Below are 18,952 nucleotides of genomic sequence, written 5' to 3' on the forward strand. Positions count from 1 at the left end.
CATCTCGCTGCACTATGCGAAGGCAAGAGCGGCCTGTTTTTCCGGTGAATTCAATACCAAAACGTCAGAGAGACCGCCCCCAAGCGCGACTTTTGCGATCTGGCACAAACACTGCAACACACCGAACAGGCCCACCCTGAAAGCAGTCGAGTGGGCAGCCCCCTCGGTCAACGACGATCGATTCGTGGGCAACATCGGTGGATCAGGCATAGACGTCTGGTGCTAACACCGCAAAAGAACAGGCAAAGACGCCTGGAACCGCAAGGTTTCAGGCGTTTTTTTTTGCTTTTTGAACCGTTTTAGCCGGGTGCTTCTTATGAATTCCAATGTTGCCGCGTTGAACAAAGTGCAAACGCTGATCGTGATCGGCAATGGCATGGTCGGACATCATTGCGTCGAGCAGTTGATCGAGCGGGGCGCTCTTGACCAGTATCGGCTGCACGTCTTCAGCGAGGAGCCGATGCGTGCCTACGACCGTGTGCATCTGTCCGAGTACTTCTCGGGGCGCGACGCCGAATCGTTGGCGCTGTCCGATGCATCGCTTTACCAGACGCCGGGCGTCACCCTGCATTTGGGTGTGCCGGTGATGGAAATCGACCGCGCTCGGCGCCAGGTGATTACCGCGCAAGGCTGCATCCCTTACGACAAATTGGTGTTGGCGACCGGTTCCTATCCGTTTGTGCCGCCCGTCGAAGGTGCCGAAGGCGATTCGCGTCTGGTGTATCGAACCCTTGAAGACCTCGACGCCATCCGTTCCGCCGCTGCCAACGCCCGCCGCGGTGTGGTGGTCGGCGGTGGCCTGCTGGGCCTTGAAGCCGCCAATGCGCTGAAAAGTCTCGGTCTGGAAGCGCATGTCGTGGAGTTCGCCCCGCGCCTGATGCCGGTGCAGCTGGACGAAATGGGGGGGCTTGCGCTCAAGTCGCAGATCGAAAGACTGGGTGTCGGTGTGCATCTGTCGCGCGCCACTCAATCAATCAGTGCGGGCGAGGAGTATCGCTACCGCATGAATTTCGCCAACGGCGAGTTTCTTGAAACCGACCTGATCGTGTTCTCAGCCGGCATCCGCGCACAAGATGCGCTGGCCCGCCACTGTGCCTTGGAGATCGGCCCGCGCGGCGGCGTGGTGATCAACGACGAATGCCTGACCAGCGACCCGGATATCTACGCCATTGGCGAGTGCGCCTCGTGGAATGGCGGCCTGTTCGGCCTGGTCGCGCCGGGCTACCAGATGGCGCGCGGTGTGGCGGCAAGACTGTGCAACGACATGGCCGAACCGTTTCTGGGTGCCGACATGTCGACCAAACTCAAGCTGCTGGGCGTCGACGTCGGCTCCATCGGCGACGCGCATGGCCACACGCCGGGTGCGCGCAGTTATCAGTTCATCGACGAAACCACGGCCAGCTATCGGCGGCTGGTGGTGGATGCCTCCGGCAAGCACGTCATCGGCGCGGTGCTGGTCGGCGACAACAGCTATTACGACACGCTGCTGCAGTACATGCAGAACGCCATAGCCTTGCCGTCGGAACCGGCCAGCCTGATTCTGCCGTCCTCCGAAGGCGCACCGACCCTGGGCCCGGGTGCATTGCCCGAGTCGGCCACGGTCTGCTCGTGCCACAACGTCACCAAAGGTTCCATCTGCTCGGCCATCGACGGTGGCTGCACCGACCTCGGCCTGCTCAAGGCGCAGACCAAGGCCTGCACCGGCTGCGGTGGTTGCGCGGGTTTGCTCAAGCAAGTCTTCGAGCATGAACTGATTGCCCGAGGTGTGAGTGTCGACAAAAGCCTCTGCGAACACTTCGCCTACACCCGTCAGGAGCTCTATGCGCTGGTGCGGGTAGAAGGGGTGATTACCTTTGAAGAACTGCTGGCCAAACATGGCCGTGGCCACACCGGTTGCGATGTCTGCAAACCGGCGGTGGGTTCGATCCTGGCCTCGTGCTGGAACCAGCCGATCATGGACGCCTCGCTGGTGCCGTTGCAGGACACCAACGACACCTTCATGGCCAATATGCAGAAAAACGGCACTTATTCGGTGGTGCCGCGCATTCCCGGCGGCGAAATCACCGCCGACAAACTGATCGCGATCGGTGTGGTGGCGAAGAAATACGACCTCTACACCAAAATCACCGGCGGCCAGCGAATCGATCTGTTCGGCGCACAGTTGCATGAATTGCCGGACATCTGGGCCGAGTTGATTGAAGCCGGTTTTGAAACCGGGCATGCCTACGGCAAATCGACCCGGACGGTGAAGTCTTGCGTCGGCAGCACCTGGTGCCGTTACGGCGTGCAGGACAGCGTACAAATGGCCCTGACCATCGAGGATCGCTACAAGGGTTTGCGCTCACCGCACAAGCTCAAGTTCGCGGTGTCCGGATGCACCCGCGAATGCGCGGAAGCCCAAAGCAAAGACGTCGGCGTGATCGCTACCGAGAAAGGCTGGAACCTTTACATCGCCGGTAATGGCGGCATGCGCCCACGCCACGCCGAACTGTTCGCCACCGACCTCGACGACGCCACCCTGATCCGCTACATCGACCGCTTCCTGATGTTCTACATCCGCACCGCCGACAAACTGCAGCGCACTTCGGTGTGGCGAGAAAGCCTGGAGGGCGGCCTGGATTACCTCAAGGACGTCATCATCCACGACAGCCTCGGGCTCGGTGCCGAGCTCGAATCGCAGATGCAGTTGGTGGTCGACCGCTATGAATGCGAATGGGCCAACGCGCTCAAGGATCCGGAAAAACTCAAGCGCTTCCGCACCTTCGTCAACGATAAACGCCCGGACCCGGACATCCACTTTGTCCAGGAGCGTGGTCAGCGGCGCCCGATCATGGCAGCCGAACTCAACCTTATCCCTGTCAACGAGGAGATTGCCTGATGAGCCAGTTCAATACCCAACGCATCAATGCCCTGGCCAACACTGAGGTGTGGCAATCGGTGTGCGCGCAGCAGGATCTGGTCAGCAACTCCGGCGTTGTCGTCTGGCTCGATGGCGCCCAAGTGGCGCTGTTCTACCTGCCGGGCGCGGAGGGTCGGAGCCTCTATGCCATCGACAACCATGATCCGCAATCCGGGGCGAACGTCATTGGTCGTGGATTGGTGGGCAGCATCAAGGGTGATCTCGTTGTCGCTTCACCGATCTACAAACAGCATTTCCGGCTGGAGGACGGCAGTTGCCTGGAATATCCGCAACAGCGTCTGCGGGTCTGGCCGGTACGGCTGAACGGCGGCGTAGTGGAAGTCGGCGTGGCTTGAGTTCAAGCATCGGCAATGAGCAACGATAGCGGGGGCATCCATGAAAACAGCCGCACAGCTGCTGAAACTGAAAGTCGTGCAAAACCAGCACGTGCATAGCATTGCGCCGGACCAGATGGTGCTTGAAGCGCTGAAAATGATGGCCGAGAAGAATGTGGGCGCGCTGCCGGTCATCGAAGCGGGGCAGGTGGTCGGCGTCATCAGCGAGCGCGACTATGCGCGCAAGGTCGTTCTGCAGGGACGCTCCTCGGTCGGCACACCCGTGCGCGACATCATGAGCGCTCCGGTGGTGACAGCCGACAGCCAGCAGAGCATTGAACGTTGTATGGCGGTCATGACCGACAGCCACCTGCGCCATTTGCCGGTCGTCGATAGCGGCGAGTTGATCGGTTTGTTGTCGATTGGCGATCTGGTCAAAGAAGCGATTGTCGAGCAGGCCGATTTGATTCGGCAGTTGGAGTACTACATTCGTGGGCACTAAGCGGGCCGGCGGTCCGTTGTGGCGCGCGTAAGAGATCGTTGAGCCTTTGTCGAAACGTGCAAAGCGCCCGACAAATTTTTTTTGAAATCAAGGGGTTGCCAGCCTTCGGAAATCAGTACATAATTCACGCCATCGAAAGCACTGACAGCTGAAAAAGCTCAATGTTTTCAAGGGGTTAGATCTAGTATCTAATTCCAAGTTTGTACGCGTCGGGTGTTGTGCTACATGACATCAGATGTTTGAGGCCGAGTAGCAAAATGGTTATGCAGTGGATTGCAAATCCACCTACGCCGGTTCGATTCCGACCTCGGCCTCCACTTTAAACAAGCTCCGTAGATCAATGATTTACGGAGCTTTTTTATTTGCAGTGTCTTGCAAGATTTAGTCTTGAAATGGGCATTTGCTAACTTGCTTCACCGGGACGGGATGTATATATTTCGTCCTCTGCTGCACAGGCGTCAGAACTGACAGATCTTCATTTGCCAGGCTTCAGACGGCTTACCGCGCTACCGCCCGAATGGCGAAACTGGTAGACGCATGGGACTTAAAATCCCCCGCTCGTAAGGGCGTGCCGGTTCGATTCCGGCTTCGGGCACCATGAATATCAAGGGCTTGCATGAGGTTTCTCATGCAAGCCCTTAGTTCTTTTCCGCAATCAAAAAATTATTTCCGCAATTCGCGACCGTCAGTCACGTCGTCGGGGTTCGGATGTACTGCTCTGTCATCCAGACGATTGTATGACCTGACTGGTGCCGAGCTTCGCGGATGCTCCCTGTTGACTCCTCTTTGTCCAACGCCGCTTTTGCTCTTGAGTCGCGCATCTGAAATTCTGCTTTCGCAATGCCCGCTGCCTCCCAGCCGAACGCGCACATATCCTCGATATCGGTAATCTATATAGCGGGCTAGTCATCCTCTCTCAGCGCTTTGACCTTCCCTGACTTTTCTGCAGCCACCAGCGCCGCATGGTCTTTCTCATTTTGATCCGCATAGCTCAATGCAAATTTGCCGATGGCCTGATCGAAGGTGTCCGATTGTCCCAAATAGCCACTGATGAGTGCAGCGTCTCCGGATTTTGCGTGGGCGCGGGCCAGTGTGAGTCCGCACAACTCGGCGTACATCTTCATTTGCGCAGCCGATGCGCCTTCAATCGGCGCTGACATTTTCATGTCCCGCAACTGGCGTACAAAGAAATGGCGACCTTTTTTGCCTTGCGTCCAGCCCAAGAAAATGTCGCTGGACGACTGCATCAACCGTTGTCCGGTGACCACGCGTTGACCCTGATTTTCATAGATGCTTTTGCCGGCATAAGGCGCCAGCACGGAAGGGCCGGCTTCCTTGAACTGCAGGAGCAATGGGTGATTTTCCGCAGAGAAAAACAGACCGACGAAACAATACGTACCGACGCTGCCGATGCCCACGGCTTTCACGGCGAAGTCTTCCAGGCGATAGCGATCAAAGAGCACGCGCCGCTCATCAGGTAGCGTCTCTCGGTAAGCCTGCAATGCCAGCTGAACTCGGTGCTCGAAGTCCTTTTCGTAAATGTGGAAAAGTACCGGCGGTTGATCGATCAGGCGCCGTCGCCCCGCGACCTCGCTGCTGATCGTGGGATAAAGGTAGTCACCGATACGAATCCTTGCCTTCGCGATGACTTGCTCACGGTTTTTTTTGACCTTGGCACTGGGGGCCATGTCGACAATTGTTTGAGCATCAAGACGGTCATACCAGACGTCCAGAGGACTTTGTTTCGATAGTTGGCGCAATCGCTCACGATAAGCACGAACACATTCGACGGTGATTGCCAGTGCCTGCTTATCGCTGAGTCCGTTGTCGCGCGCGGCCACGGTAAAGCTGACCGCCAGACGTTTAACGTCCCATTCCCACGGAGCCGGAAGCGTTTCGTCGAAATCATTGATGTCAAAAATCAGATTGCGCTCGGGAGTCGCAAACAGTCCGAAATTCAACAGGTGGCAGTCCCCGCAAGCCTGTACCTGAATGCCGGTGTTCGGGGTAGTCGCCAAGTCGTGGGCCATCAACCCTGCAGAGCCGCGCAAAAAGGTGAAAGGGCTGCGTAACATGCGACCGTAGCGCACCGGGATCAGATTGGGCAGTCGATACCGGTTCGACTCTTCAAGGAGGTCGATCGGGTCTCGGTGTTTACGCGGTGGTTTCCATACAGCGTGAGACGAATGTGGCACGCTTTCGCGTAATTGCTCACCTTCAGTCAAACGTTCTTTGCGGGAACGAAATATGGGGCCGTCCACGATGACTTTCGCCGTTTTTGACGAACCTTCGGCACGCGGTTTTTTGTTGGGCGACATCTTCACTCCTTTGCTCGACAGAGCTGAATCGCCATTGCGAACAAGCCTTGCAAGAGCATCAATGTCCGTCGACAAAGACTACTCACGGTATATCCGGTTTTTTACCTAAGGTATCGCATAGACCTTGAACAGCTTTTTGGCCGTGGCGCTGGCGCCACCCAGGTATTTGTCGAATGCCTGCTCGATCTCCCCGGAGCGGTACATTTCACTCAGCGTGGTGTCGACCAGCAAACGGAAGTTTTCATCGTCTCGATCCACCGCCATTGCAGTCGGTGCGTACTCAAAAATTCGGTCCAGCAGAACCAGATTTCCTGCGGAGTAATCGGTACTGATGAGGTTCTGGAGCATCATGCGTTCAGCGAAGAAAGCATCGGCTTTGCCTTCGGAGACCAGCTTGAGGCCTGCCGCGGTGTTTTCCACGGTGACCAGTGTGGCCACCACTCCGAGTAATCGCATCTGCTGACGGATCCATGCCTCGGTGATTCCGCCAGCGGTGGCGGCATAGGTTTGGTTCGACAGCCCGCTGTTGACCGTCGCTCGCCAGGTTGGCCCGGTACGCGCCACCTTGCCATTAAGCACATTGAGCAACGCCTCTGATGCATCCTTGCGCACCACGGCCGAGAGGCCGGCCGTGTAGATCGGCACCGAGTAGCTCACAGCCTTGCGCCGCTCCAGTGTGGGAGAGGTCGGTGTACAAAGAATGTCGATCTTCCCCAATCTCACGGCGCTCATCTCGTCGGTGGCTGTGACGGGCAGGTAACGTATTTGCAACCCGGGCAAACCCAACTCGGTCTTGACCTTGTCGGCGATTTTCAGACAGAGGTCGATGGCATAACCGCTGGCTTTATCGTCTGCCTGGACGCTAAAAGGTGCGAAGTCCGGCAGGTAGCCGAGGGTAAAGGTATTGCTCGCCCGCACACGTTCAAGCGTATTGGCATCAGCCAGTACGGGTACCAGCGCGAGCAGGCAAACGAGCAGCAGGTTGTTGGCTTTGGTCAGTTTCACGTTCATATCCTGGTTCCCCGAATTCAGAGGTTAGTGCAGTCCTGAAGACAATGGTCAAGGGTTGTCGGCCCGGGTCTGAGCGGTTGGAGATGGGTCGACAAAACGTTTGGCGAGGAAACCGTAGAGCAGGTAGCCGACCACCAGGACGAGGGTGCCGCCGAACACGGCGTCTTTGCCGCAGGCATACAGGGCGTACAAGGAATAGGAGACGGCAACCAGTAACAATATGGTGTTGCGGGTGTATACGCCGGCACTGACTTTCGCTTTGTACATCATGACCAGCAGGCCGGTGGCCGCCGTCACATAGGGAATCAGGTTGGTCACTGCTGCCAGGCTGACGAGTTTTCCGAATTGGGCACTGGCGTTGGGCGAAATGGTCGATAGCGCCAACAAGGTCTGCAACACACCACAGACCAGCATTCCGACTATAGGGGCATCCCTTGAGCTGACCTTGGCGAACAGTTTCAGGAACATGCCTTGGTCAGCCGTCATCTTGGCGGTTTGCGCCAGGGTGAACTGCCAGCCCAGCAGCGAACCGACACAGGCCATCACCGCCAGCGCCATGATGATGTTGCCGACCATGGGATTGAACATGTGTGCATAGACGAGCGCGAAAGGGGCCGATGAGTTGGCCAGTTCGGCATTGGGAATGATCCCCTGAATAACCGTGGTCGACAGCACATAAACCACTGCCGCACCCAGCGTGCCAAACAGGCAGGCCAGCGGTACGGTGCGCTTGGGATCTTCCACGGCATCGGAGGCCTGGGCCGCCGATTCCATGCCGAGGAAGGCCCACAGGGTCAGGGGAATCGCCTTGCCGATGGCTTCGGAGATTGGCAGGTTGTTCGGGTTCCAGGCGGCAGCCAGCACATCGGGCTTGAACCAGAACCAGCCGATGATGCTCAAGCCGGCCACCGGGATGATCACACCCCAGACCGTGATCGCACCGATCTTGCCGGTGATGCCGGGGCCGCCAAAGTTGGCCACGGTGGTCAGCCAGAGCAAGCCGACCGTTCCGATGAACAGCGGAATGGCGCCACTGCCCAGCCAGGGCACGAACGATGTCATGTACCCCACTGCGGAGATGGCGACCGCTACGTTGGCAATGGCCAGCGAAAGGAAGTACAGATACGAGCACAGGAAGAACCCTGATTTGGCGTGCGCCTCTTCGGTGTAGGCGGACAGCCCGCCTGAGCGCGGACAGTAGATGCCACACTGGGAAAAGCAGTAAGCGATGGCCATGGAACCGACGGCAGTGACGATCCATGACAACAATGAAACGGCCCCGAGTTGGGCCATGCTCGTCGGCAACATGATGATGCCTGAGCCCATCATGTTCACCGTCACCAGTGTGGTGAGCCCCATTAGGCTCATTTTCTTGCTTGAGTCGGCCATCGGAAACTCCTTGATCTGCTCAACGCATTGACCCTGAATCCGGCGCTTGACTACTTGTCGTCGGCTAAGGGGCTAAACCCTGGTTTTTGACCACATAGACCTTGTAGGTTGGCCGACCCTGGCTATCACGCTCGATTTCCACGCCATGATTGTCATGCTCGAAACCCGGGAAGTGGCCATCGAACAGTTCCATCGCCAACAGGTAGTCGACGATGGCCTTTTTATCGGCGCCGGCTTTTTCTCCGGGCATCATCAATGGAATGCCCGGCGGATAAGGAACGATCTGCACGGCCACGGTGCGGTCGATCATGTCTCGCACGGCGATTTGCTCTATGTCGCCTTTCACCAGCCTGGCGTAGGTGGCCCGAGGCGAAGCGACCGGGTCCGGCAGCAAGGTGTAGGCCGCATCCATGTTGCGTAGCATCTGCGAGCTGATCATGTCCTGGTGCATGGCTTCGGCGAGGTCCTTGAGCCCCATGCCGCTATAGCGCTCGGCATGGTTGTCGACCAGATCGGGCAGGACTTGCTCCAGCGGTGAATTGCACTCGTAATGTTTCTTGAATTCCATCAGGCCGGCGATCAGAGAGCCCCATTTGCCTTTGGTCACGCCGAGGCTGAACAGCACGAGAATGGAATACGGCTCAGTCTTCTCAACCACGATGCCGCGACTGGAGAGGAAGGACGACACCAGCGGCGCGGGGATGCCACTGTCCTCCATTTGACCGTCGAGCCTCTGGCCAGGCGTCAGCACCGTGACCTTGATCGGGTCCAGCATGCAGTAGTCGGCGCCCAAGTCACCGAAGCCATGCCAGCTAGCCGCCGGTTTGAGCACCCAGGCATCGCCATGGCGTAAAACTTCAGGGTCGAGTTCGGCAAAAGGTACCCCGTTGACTTCATCGGGTTGCCAGACCCCAAACCACCAATCCTTGCCATCGCGCGCACGAATTTCATTGCTCAGGCGAGCCATGGCCTGGCGAAAGGCAATGGCCTCGTCGATGGACTCATCAGTAAGGTAGCCCCCCGCGTCATCCATCATTTTCGACGAAACATCGATCGAGGCGATGATGCTGTACTGCGGTGACGTGGAGGTGTGCATCATGAAGGCTTCGTTGAACAGAGCCGGCTTGACCTCAACCTTGCCCGAGCGGACATGGATCATCGAGGCTTGTGAAAGCGCAGCCAGTAACTTGTGGGTGGAGTGGGTAACGGTGACGGTGGCGTCGTCGGGATGGCGTTCGCCACGGTGCATGCCATAGCGGCCTTCGTAGAGCGGGTTGAAGCGCGCATAGGCATACCAGGCTTCGTCATAGTGGATGCGGTCGACGCTCTGGCTCAGCTCGCGGGTGGTGGTCTGCACGTTGTAGCAAAGGCCATCGTAGGTCGAGTTCGTCAGCACCGCGAGTACCGGGCGGGCCTGCTTATTGGCCGCCAACGGGCTGTCAGCGAGTTTGCCGGCAACGGCAGCCGGCGTCAGTTCCGAAAGGGGCACCGGCCCGATCAGGCCCCGCGCGTTGCGCCTTGGGCGTAAGTACAACGGCACCGCACCCGACATATTCAACGCATAGTTCAACGACTTGTGGCAGTTGCGATCGACCAACACGGCATCGCCGTCGGTCACCGCTGAATGCAGGACGATCTGATTGCTCGCCGAACTGCCGCCGACCGAAAAAAAGGTGAAGTCGGCACCGAACACCCGAGCCGCGAATTTTTCCGCGTCATTCACCGGGCCCGAGTGGTCATTCAACGAACCCAATTCGCCGACGGAAACACTGAGGTCGGAGCGCAGCATCTGCTCGCCATAGAAATCGAGGAACGTACGCCCGACAGCGGTCTTCATAAATGCCGTGCCGCCGGTATGGCCAGGGGTGTGCCAGGAATACTCGTACGTGTCGGCAAAGTTGACCAGTGCACCGAAGAACGGCGGCAGGATGGTATCCAGATAGCGGCGGGCGGCTGCTTCTATGCGCCCGGCAATGAATTCGGCGCTGTCTTCGGGCTGCCAGATAAACCCGTCAATGCGCTCGACGAATGCCAATGGGACTCGGCTCTGATGAGCATGGCTCATGCCGAGCATGATCGGTAGCTGGGCCGTTCGCCGGCGCATCAGCCGGATAAGTTGCAGGGCCTGATCAGGCGCTTCCTCACACAGGCCCCATCCAATGAGCGCGCAGCAGTAGGTCGAGTTGGCTTTGATGGCGATTTCGGCATCATCAAGGGACCGCACCCATTTTACTTCCACGTCATGCTCATGCAGCGCGCTGGCGATGGACTGGACACTACGCACCAGGATGTTGTCGTCGCTTTCCGGGGCATTGGCCACGATCAACACGGGATAGCGCTGCGCCAGATCGGCGGGTAACTGCGTTTGTGAGCGACTCATGGAAGTTTCCTTTAGCGCGTGACGGGAGATACCTCAGTTTTTGAGGCGTCATTGACCTTCAACAAAGCGCCTCGCAGTTGCTGCGCAGGCCAGCAACTCGTCAATGGAAAACACGGCACCAGCAACCTCTGGAAGTGCTAAAGCAATCACGAACCGAGTTGCTCACGGCAATCTTTAAGTCGTTCACAACATCACCTCCCGGCTGACGCACAGGCACCTGATTTTTAGGGCGGTAAACAGGCCGGTCACTTAAAAAAAACGGAATTCAAATAACCTGCAATGTTGGGTATAGACCCTCTGGATCAGTCGGTATTTTTTTCTCCGGTGCCCTGATAACCCTTGTGTATCAAGCGTGAGAAAGAGTCTTTACCGAGTCAGATACCGCCTGCTGATCGAGCGGCTGACTATTGGAAGCCGTTGTTGGCGACAGAGAATTATTCCCAATCGCTCCCAGGGAATGAGGTGCGTTAATTCTCGAACTCAATCGCTCAACAAATGATTCAGCTTCAGCAAGGCTATGGAAATTAGCCGCCCACTGATTCATGCGAACCCACCAGAGATTCTGTACAGGATCTTTTTCGATATAAATGTTCATTTACGGCGCTCGGCGATACAGGGTTTCAATCATCCTGACCTGTGCAGAGTCATCCTTTGTACTCTAAGCAAGATGACCATAGTCATTCATGCTGTTGATCTTGCTGACTGTTAGCCTGTACTCGAATAGCCGGCAAACTGTTGATAAAGATCAATCCTTGCAACCTGTTTCCCAATCGCCCAATGCCGCGTGTCGGATTCCTGCGCTTATATCGCGTCAATTGCAGAGTGGCGCGCGGCAATCTGATCATGGTTTTTTTTCGCTGACGGTTGCCGTCAACTTGTCCGCTTCGGTCACCCAACCGCCACCTGTTGCCTTGTATACATCGACCATGGCGGTGAACACCGAAGCCCGGGTGCGGGTGTAATTCAACTCGGCATCGAACAAGCTGCGTTCGGCATCCAGAACTTCAATGTAGCTGGTGTACCCATTGTCATAGCGCAGTCGCGCAAACCTGGTGTAAGTACGCAACGCCTCGACCTGACTGGCCTGGGAAGCCATTTGCTCCCGGGATTTGCTCGCCGCGACCAACGCGTTTTCAACATCCCGGAAGGCAGATTGGATCGACTGTTGGTAGACCAGCAAGGTTTGTTGTTGAAAGGCCTCGGTCTGTTTGACCTGACCGGCGATGCCGCCAGCGGTGAAAATGGGCATGCTCGCGGCGACGCCATAGGACCAGGTGGCGGCCGGCCCGGTGAACAAATTCGAGAGTTGATTACTGACTGAGCCCAACAGCCCGGTGAGGGATATCGTCGGGAAGTACAACGCCTTGGCGGCACCGATTTGGGCATTGGCGGAGATCAGGTTCAGTTCGGCCTGACGTAGATCGGGGCGCCGCTCCAGCAGGTCCGAAGGCAACCCGGCGGGGACCGATGGCAGCGTCAGTTGCGTCAGATCGCGGCCTCTGATGATCGGTCCTGGATTGCGCCCAAGCAGCACCGCCAAATTGTTTTCCTGTTGCGCCATCTGGGACTCGAATTGCGATACAGAAGCTTGGGTGCGCTGGAACTCGGAGAGGTTTTGCGCCAGTTCCATTTCGGAAATGGTGCCGGCGCCAAAGCGCAGCTTGAAAATGTCGTAGGAGTCGCCACGGGCCTTGGCGGTGGTGCGGGCGATTTCCAGTTGCCGGTCAAGATCGCGTAGCGCTATGTAGCTGGATGCCACCGACGATACCAGGCTCAGAATGACCGTGCGCCGGCCTTCCTCTGAGGCCAGCAAGTCAGCACGCGCCGACTCATTGAGCCGCCGTAAACGACCCCAGACGTCCAATTCCCAGCTCACATTGAGGATGGCCTGGTAGTTTTTGTAAATCGGATCGACACTGGATTCCAATGGTACCGGACCGTTGTCGCGCGGCGCTCTGGAGCGACTGCCTTGCGCCCCGGCGCCGATTTGCGGATACATCTGCGAGCGCACCACGCCGTAACGCCCCTGGAACTCCTCGACCCGGGCGGCGGCAATCTTGATGTCCTTATTCTCGGCCAGCGCGCTGCGGATCAAGTCGTTCAGCACCGGATCCTTGAACTGTTCCCACCACAGGCTGTTGGACAGATTGTTGGCCTCCTTGTCCGCATACCGATAGGCCGCCGGGGCGTCGGTGCCAGGGCGCTGGTAATCCGGGCCGAGCATACAGCCCGTCAGGGCCAGACAGATCAACAATGGTAGATGGCGTGTGTGCATCTCAATCCCCCTCATATTTGTGCAGGGGGGCGCCGCCGGGAATCTCACCGGGCGACGATAGCGCAGGCGGCGGGGATGTCTGTTTGACCGCACCTTTCTTCTCAGTCATGCGTTCAACGAGGTAGTAGAAGAGGGGGATAAAGAAGATGGCGATGACGGTCGCCGCCAGCATCCCGCCGATCACACCGGTACCGATGGAGTGTCGGCTGTTCTCGGATGCCCCGACGGCAATGGCCAGCGGAACGCAACCCAAAATGAACGCCAGGGACGTCATCACGATTGGCCGCAAACGCTCCCGGGCGGCCGTCATTGCCGCATCATAGGCAGACATGCCGTTTTCCCGGTTCAGTACCGCAAACTCGAAAATGAGGATGGCGTTCTTGGCGGCCAGGGCTACCAGCATGGTCAAGCCGATCTGGAAGTAGACGTCATTGCTTAACCCGCGGATCAGAACGGCAAGCAGTGCACCGAACAATGCAAAGGGCACCGCCAGCAACACACCGACGGGCAGGGACCATTTCTCGTACTGAGCCGCCAGGATCAGGAACACCATGATCAGGCCGAAGATGAAGACCTGAGAGGAGGCACCGCCGCTTTTTTTCTCCTCGAAGGCTTCGCCACTCAAGGCCAGGGCGTAGTCGTTGGTCATGATCTCAGCGCTGATTTCTTCCAGGGCCTTGAGCGCTTGGCCGGAACTGTAGCCCGGTGCCGCGTTGGCGGTGAGTTTGACCGCCGGGAAGTTATTGAAACGGGTCAGCAGATCGGGACCGGTGACGTAGCGGGTGGTCAGCAGGGCTTTGAGCGGCACCATCCCGAGGGTTTTGCTGCGCACATAAATTTGCTGCAAGTCTTCGGCCTTGAGTCGATAGCTCGGTTCGGCCTGCAGAATCACCTGCCACAGGCGGCTGAATTTGTTGAATTGAGACACATAGAGAGAGCCGAACATGGTTTGCATGGTGCTGTAGACGTCTTCCACCGGCACACCCAGCGTCTCTGCCTTTTCCCGGTCTACGTCGACCAGCAATTGCCGGGAAAACACGTTGAAGGTGGAGGTAATGGCGCCGAGTTCCGGGCGCTGCCTGGCTTTTGCGACAAGGTTGCCGACCATTTCGGCCAGTTGCTCGACGCTGGCGTCGCCCTTGCTTTGCACCCATACCTCCATGCCGCCTGTGGTGCCCAGGCCGGGAATCGACGGCGGATTGACCGGAAGAATGATCCCGCCCTGTACCGTGGAAAAAGCGCGAGCGGCTTTCTGAATCACCGCCGGGGCACTTTGCTCCTTGATCGTTTCCGAGTCCTTGTAGCGCTCCTCGAAATCCTTGAAACCGACGAAGAAGGCGCCGGCATTGTTCTTGTTCTGGCCGTCGAGCAGGCTGTAGCCGTTAACGATGGCGACGCCCTCGACGGCCTCATCGTTCATGAAGAAGTCACTGGCGATTTTGCCCACCTCGCCAGTGCGATCCAGGCTGGCGGCGTCGGGCATGATCACGGCCCCCAGCAGAGAACCCTGGTCTTCCGGTGGCAGGAAGGCACTGGGAATGCGCTGCGCCATCAGCAGAATCAGAACGATCATGCCGGCAAAGAGTAACAACGCCAGGACAAAGCGCTTGATCATAAACGCCACCGAGCGCGAGTAGCCTTCGGTCATGCGTTCGAAGCTGCGCTCGAACCAGCGGAAAAAAGCGTTCTTTTCGCCGTGTTGGGGCTTGAGCAGCAGGGCCGCCAGGGCCGGCGAAAGTGTCAAGGCCACAAGGCCGGAGATCACCACGGAAATGGCGATGGTGATCGCGAACTGTTTGTAGAGTTGGCCAGTGATACCTCCCATGAATGCCACCGGGACGAACACCGCGCACAGCACCAGCACGATAGCGACCACGGGGCCGGCCACTTCATCCATGGCGCGTTTCGCCGCGTCCTTGGGGTTCATCTTGTGCACGTGCATATTGCGTTCGACGTTTTCAATCACCACGATGGCGTCGTCTACCACGATGCCGATGGCCAGTACCATGCCAAACAGCGTCAGCATGTTCACCGAAAACCCGAGGGCCGACATGCCGATAAAGGTGCCCACAATGGACACCGGCACGGCGAGCACCGGGATCAGCGTGGCGCGCAAGCTCTGCAGAAAGATGAAAACCACCACGACCACCAACACCAGCGCTTCGAAAAAGGTGTTTATCACCTCGGAAATCGACGCGCGGGTAAACGCAGTGGTGTCCATCACGATTTTGTATTCGATCCCTTCGGGAAAGGTCGTCTTCATTTGCGCCAGGGTTGACGTCACGGCTGCCGAGACGTCGAGTGCGTTTGCCCCCGGTTGTTGATACACCGCAATCAATGTGGCGGGACGCCCCTGATAGGTGCTGCGCAAGGAGTAGTCTTTTTGCCCCAGCTCGGCTCGACCGATGTCCTTCAGGCGAACAATGGCCGCTCCGTCGTTGCTGGCGCGCAAGATGATGTTCTCGAACTCCGCAGGTTCAGTCAGGCGGCCCTTGGTGGTCACGGCAAAGGACTGTTCCACGGCCTGGCCCGTCGGGGATTGACCAACGCGGCCTACGGCGAATTGCTGGTTCTGGTTGGTGACCGCTTTCTGTACGTCGGCGGCAGTAATTCCCAACTGAGCCATTCGGTCGGGTTTGAGCCAGATCCGCATGGCGTAGTCCGGCGTGCCAAAGATACTGGCCTGGTTGGCGCCCGGAATACGCTTGATCGCATCCAGAATGTAGAGGTTGGCGTAGTTGGCGACATAGGTGCTGTCATAGCGGTCGCCGGCAGAATACACGGCAAGAACCATCATGAACGCCGAGGATTTCTTCTGCACCTGGATACCCTGGCTCTGAACCGCCGAAGGCAATTGCGGCAGGGCCAGGTTGACCCGGTTTTGCACGTCGACTTGGGCAAGAGAAGGGTCGGTGCCAATCTCGAAGAAGACGTTGAGGGTCATGTTGCCCGTCGCGGAGCTCGACGAGTTCATGTAGATCATGTTGTCCGCGCCATTGACCTGCTGCTCGATGGGCGCTGCCACATTATTGGCCACGACCTGTGCATCGGCGCCCGGGTAGGTCGCTGAAACCGTAATTTGCGGTGGCGTAATATCCGGATACTGGGCGACCGGCAAATTTACCATCGCCACTGCGCCAGCCAAGGTGATGATGATCGAGATCACTGAAGCGAAGATGGGGCGATCAATGCAGTAGTGTGAAATGCTCATGGGCTACGCCCACTGTCTTTCGCCGATTTGGCCGCTGTCGGTTTCGCTGTTGTCTCGCCTGCCTGCGTGGTGGGAGGAGGGGAGATGATATTCAGCGGCCCTCCGGGCGTCACTCGGATCGCACCGTCGACCACTATGCGTTCACCCGCTTGCAAGCCTTGAGTGATGAACCAGTCATCGCCATGCCAGTCACCCACTTCGACAACGCGTTGCTCTGGCTTGCCCTCAGCATTGATCACCCAGACGAAGTGGCTCTTGGCCCCCTCCAGAACTGCCTTCTGCGGCACCACAATGGCGTTCGGCCTGGAAGCTCCGATTGCCCGCGCCCGTACGAATTGGCCGGGACGCAGTTGACCGTTCGGGTTGGCCACCACGGCGCGGACCAGAAAGGTGCCCGTGTCCTGGCTATAAGAGGGCGCGGCAAAATTCAGGCGACCACGGTCAGGTACCACTGAGCCGTCGGCCAGCACCACTTCTACGATAAAATCACTGCGCAGAGGGAATAGGAGGTGGCCGTTAGCAATCTCGTCGCGGAACTTGAGTGTCTCGTTTTCCGAAAGACTGAAGTTGACGTAGATTGGGTCCATCTGTGAGACGGTGGTCAGCAGCCCGGACTCACCTGGTGTGACGTAACTGCCTTCCTGCTTTTTGGCAAAGCTTGAAAGACCGGTGAGGGGAGAGGCGATGGTGGTGTAACTGAGGTTCAATTGCTCGGTTCGAACCGTACCCTCGGCGGCAAGCACGGCGGCCCGGGTCTGACGTTCATCGCCGACGGCATTGTCCAGATCCATCTTGCTGACCGCATTCTGTGCCGCCAGGGGACGGACACGGGCCAATGTGGCCTTGGCCACTTCCCAGCGTGCCTGTTGTTGAGCCAATTGACCCTGCGCTGACAGCAACGAGGCTTCAAAAGGTTTACGGTCCATCTGGAACAGCGTTTGCCCGCTTTTCACCAAATCGCCTTCGGTGTACAGCCGCTTTTCCAGGAAGCCGGCAACCCGGGCGCGGATCTCTACCTCCCGGGAACTCTGTGTTTGGGCAACGAATTCGAACGTCACCGGGGTGTCGCGCGTGGTAACCGTCATGACCGTGACATCGGGTGCCTGGCGGGCCAGGGTAGCGGGCTCTTTGCCGCAACCGGCAACCAGGCTCAAGACCCCTGCCATAATGGCGATGGGCAAGCCAACAAGCCGTCTGACAGCCTTCATGTTCTCGCCCATACCCTGCTCCGTGTGATGGCTACTTGAACAGAAGCGTAGCCAATCATCCCAACGCTAGCACCCGTAGAAGGTGGCATTTCTGACAAAAATCAATGATCGCGATTCGCCAACCGTGAGACCCATGGATTGGCACTCAAGCCATGTAGTAGAACACTGAGTAAAACGGTACAGGCCGCAACGGCCACCAAGGTACGGCTGGCTTGCAGAGGGTAGTCCAGGATCATTATGGCGAAGACGATACTTGCCAAGCCTCGCGGGCCGAACCATCCGATGAACAGGCGGGTTTCGAAATCGAAGCCGGTGCCTGCCAGGCTGATGAGCACAGGCAGTATGCGAATCACGGTGAGACTGAGCACTGCATAAAGCCAGATGTTCCAGGTGAAACTGCTCCAGGCCCAAGGGATCACCAGTGCGCCGAATACGACCCAGGTTATGACTGACAGCAGACTGGCGAACTCTTCGCTGGCCTTGAGCAACTGATGCTTCTGCTCTGTAAATAAATAGCTGGCGAGCAACCCTCCGACGAACGAAGCGATAAACCCGCTGCCGCCTGATGCTTGCGCTGTGGCAAAGCAAAGAATGGCTAACCCGGGCAGGGTCAATTGTGACCACATGGGTGTTTGCCAACGGTGTTTTCCAGAGTAACGCTGCAACAGCCAGGCGCCAAAGGTAAGGGCGACACCCGTGATTGCACCGATGCCCAGTTCCTCGATAACCAACTCCAACGCCAGCGAGAGGGGAGATTGAGTCTGCTCTTCGACCAACAGGGCCAGGAACATCAGTAGCACCGGAACGCAGATGCCATCATTCAACCCGCTCTCCACGTTTAAACCTTCACGCACAGACGCAGGAACCTTGGGGTTGCTCACAACAGCCTTGCCCAGCGCAGCATCGGTTGGCGCCAGAAGAGTTGCCAGTATTGCCAGTTCAACCAGGGGGATCTGCGGGAACAGCCAGATACCGACCAGCCAACCGCTTAGCATGGTCAGTGGCAGTCCTATCATTAACAAGCGCAGCGGCAATCCTTCATGCGCTCTTAGAACTTTGAGGTCGGCGTTGGCTGCATCGCTGAAGAGAACAATCGCCAATGTCAGTTCCGCCAGGATTTTGAGGCCGTCCTTGTTAATCCGGGGCTCGAGAATACCCAGATACGCCGGACCGAGAATCAGGCCGGCGAGCATGAACATGAGAGGTCCATTGAGCAGGCGTGACTCGAAACGCCCAGCAAATATGCTGTAGATCAGAAGGAAAGCGGCGAGCAGGGCTAAGTTCTGATACATGGTGACTTGCCTGTCCAGGTTGATGCGGCAGCAATGGCAGCATTGCGATGCTGACGCGGTGTTTAAAGCGCAGAAAGACAGATCATTTCAGATGTTCGGGCTTGACCGAGTCTCCCGATTTCATTCCTGGCT

General features: G+C 57.8%; 12 protein-coding genes, 2 tRNA genes and 1 pseudogene. 5 read left to right on the top strand and 10 right to left on the bottom strand.

Going from position 1 to position 18,952, the window contains the following annotated elements; translation table 11 throughout:
• The first annotated feature begins 316 nt into the window (after positions 1-316).
• The 5 genes from nirB (at position 317) to ACM6I5_RS09510 (ending at position 4,334) form a co-directional block, all read left to right on the top strand.
• The gene (nirB, locus tag ACM6I5_RS09490) at positions 317-2,878 is read left to right on the top strand and encodes a nitrite reductase large subunit NirB (protein WP_414883686.1); all 2,562 of its coding nucleotides are present in this window, start codon (positions 317-319) and stop codon (positions 2,876-2,878) included.
• Positions 2,878-3,255, top strand: coding sequence for a nitrite reductase small subunit NirD (gene nirD / locus ACM6I5_RS09495; protein WP_017339103.1), 378 nt, complete (start codon positions 2,878-2,880; stop codon positions 3,253-3,255). The genes nirB and nirD overlap by 1 nt, the downstream gene beginning before the upstream one ends.
• A gap of 40 nt (positions 3,256-3,295) precedes the next feature.
• Positions 3,296-3,736 carry a CBS domain-containing protein gene (locus ACM6I5_RS09500; protein WP_017339102.1) on the top strand — a complete coding sequence of 147 codons (441 nt, stop codon included), beginning with the start codon at positions 3,296-3,298 and terminating at the stop codon, positions 3,734-3,736.
• A gap of 243 nt (positions 3,737-3,979) precedes the next feature.
• A tRNA-Cys gene (locus tag ACM6I5_RS09505) sits at positions 3,980-4,053 on the top strand.
• A gap of 194 nt (positions 4,054-4,247) precedes the next feature.
• A tRNA-Leu gene (locus ACM6I5_RS09510) sits at positions 4,248-4,334 on the top strand.
• 91 nt (positions 4,335-4,425) lie between these two features.
• On the opposite strand, the pseudogene ACM6I5_RS09515 reads toward ACM6I5_RS09510, so the two are convergent.
• The 10 genes and pseudogenes from ACM6I5_RS09515 to ACM6I5_RS09560 all read right to left on the bottom strand — a co-directional run.
• A pseudogene (locus tag ACM6I5_RS09515) lies at positions 4,426-4,590 on the bottom strand (integrase); the annotation flags it as partial.
• A 48-nt stretch (positions 4,591-4,638) separates the two neighbouring features.
• The gene (locus ACM6I5_RS09520) at positions 4,639-6,054 is read right to left on the bottom strand and encodes a DUF2252 domain-containing protein (protein WP_414883687.1); all 1,416 of its coding nucleotides are present in this window, start codon (positions 6,052-6,054) and stop codon (positions 4,639-4,641) included.
• Between the two features lie 105 nt (positions 6,055-6,159).
• Complete coding sequence (locus tag ACM6I5_RS09525; protein WP_017339088.1) at positions 6,160-7,065, bottom strand: amino acid ABC transporter substrate-binding protein; 906 nt, start codon at positions 7,063-7,065, stop codon at positions 6,160-6,162.
• Positions 7,066-7,113: 48 nt separating this feature from the next.
• The gene (gene potE, locus ACM6I5_RS09530; RefSeq protein WP_414879732.1) at positions 7,114-8,454 is read right to left on the bottom strand and encodes a putrescine-ornithine antiporter; all 1,341 of its coding nucleotides are present in this window, start codon (positions 8,452-8,454) and stop codon (positions 7,114-7,116) included.
• A gap of 64 nt (positions 8,455-8,518) precedes the next feature.
• The gene (locus ACM6I5_RS09535; RefSeq protein ID WP_414883688.1) at positions 8,519-10,834 is read right to left on the bottom strand and encodes an Orn/Lys/Arg decarboxylase N-terminal domain-containing protein; all 2,316 of its coding nucleotides are present in this window, start codon (positions 10,832-10,834) and stop codon (positions 8,519-8,521) included.
• A 346-nt stretch (positions 10,835-11,180) separates the two neighbouring features.
• Positions 11,181-11,429 (bottom strand): hypothetical protein, encoded by a 249-nt coding sequence (locus ACM6I5_RS09540; RefSeq protein ID WP_017338500.1) that lies wholly within the window; start codon positions 11,427-11,429, stop codon positions 11,181-11,183.
• Between the two features lie 246 nt (positions 11,430-11,675).
• Positions 11,676-13,109, bottom strand: coding sequence for an efflux transporter outer membrane subunit (locus tag ACM6I5_RS09545; protein ID WP_414883689.1), 1,434 nt, complete (start codon positions 13,107-13,109; stop codon positions 11,676-11,678).
• Position 13,110: 1 nt separating this feature from the next.
• Positions 13,111-16,320 (bottom strand): efflux RND transporter permease subunit, encoded by a 3,210-nt coding sequence (locus tag ACM6I5_RS09550; RefSeq protein WP_414883690.1) that lies wholly within the window; start codon positions 16,318-16,320, stop codon positions 13,111-13,113.
• Positions 16,317-17,405, bottom strand: a complete 1,089-nt coding sequence (locus ACM6I5_RS09555) for an efflux RND transporter periplasmic adaptor subunit (protein ID WP_414879864.1) — start codon at positions 17,403-17,405, stop codon at positions 16,317-16,319. Before ACM6I5_RS09555 ends, ACM6I5_RS09550 begins: the two co-directional genes overlap by 4 nt.
• Positions 17,406-17,629: 224 nt before the next feature.
• Entirely contained in the window at positions 17,630-18,820 is a 1,191-nt protein-coding gene (locus ACM6I5_RS09560) for a cation:proton antiporter (protein WP_017338504.1), read from the bottom strand.
• Positions 18,821-18,952 lie beyond the last annotated feature (132 nt).

The organism is Pseudomonas sp. IT-P171, assembly GCF_949767765.1.
GTDB lineage: Bacteria > Pseudomonadota > Gammaproteobacteria > Pseudomonadales > Pseudomonadaceae > Aquipseudomonas > Aquipseudomonas fluorescens_B.

Coding starts and splice junctions, on each gene's coding strand:
- nirB (WP_414883686.1), top strand. CDS start 317: ATGAATTCCAATGTTGCCGCGTTGAACAAAGTGCAAACGCTGATCGTG.
- nirD (WP_017339103.1), top strand. CDS start 2,878: ATGAGCCAGTTCAATACCCAACGCATCAATGCCCTGGCCAACACTGAG.
- ACM6I5_RS09500 (WP_017339102.1), top strand. CDS start 3,296: ATGAAAACAGCCGCACAGCTGCTGAAACTGAAAGTCGTGCAAAACCAG.
- ACM6I5_RS09520 (WP_414883687.1), bottom strand. CDS start 6,054: ATGTCGCCCAACAAAAAACCGCGTGCCGAAGGTTCGTCAAAAACGGCG.
- ACM6I5_RS09525 (WP_017339088.1), bottom strand. CDS start 7,065: ATGAACGTGAAACTGACCAAAGCCAACAACCTGCTGCTCGTTTGCCTG.
- potE (WP_414879732.1), bottom strand. CDS start 8,454: ATGGCCGACTCAAGCAAGAAAATGAGCCTAATGGGGCTCACCACACTG.
- ACM6I5_RS09535 (WP_414883688.1), bottom strand. CDS start 10,834: ATGAGTCGCTCACAAACGCAGTTACCCGCCGATCTGGCGCAGCGCTAT.
- ACM6I5_RS09540 (WP_017338500.1), bottom strand. CDS start 11,429: ATGAACATTTATATCGAAAAAGATCCTGTACAGAATCTCTGGTGGGTT.
- ACM6I5_RS09545 (WP_414883689.1), bottom strand. CDS start 13,109: ATGCACACACGCCATCTACCATTGTTGATCTGTCTGGCCCTGACGGGC.
- ACM6I5_RS09550 (WP_414883690.1), bottom strand. CDS start 16,320: ATGAGCATTTCACACTACTGCATTGATCGCCCCATCTTCGCTTCAGTG.
- ACM6I5_RS09555 (WP_414879864.1), bottom strand. CDS start 17,405: ATGACGGTTACCACGCGCGACACCCCGGTGACGTTCGAATTCGTTGCC.
- ACM6I5_RS09560 (WP_017338504.1), bottom strand. CDS start 18,820: ATGTATCAGAACTTAGCCCTGCTCGCCGCTTTCCTTCTGATCTACAGC.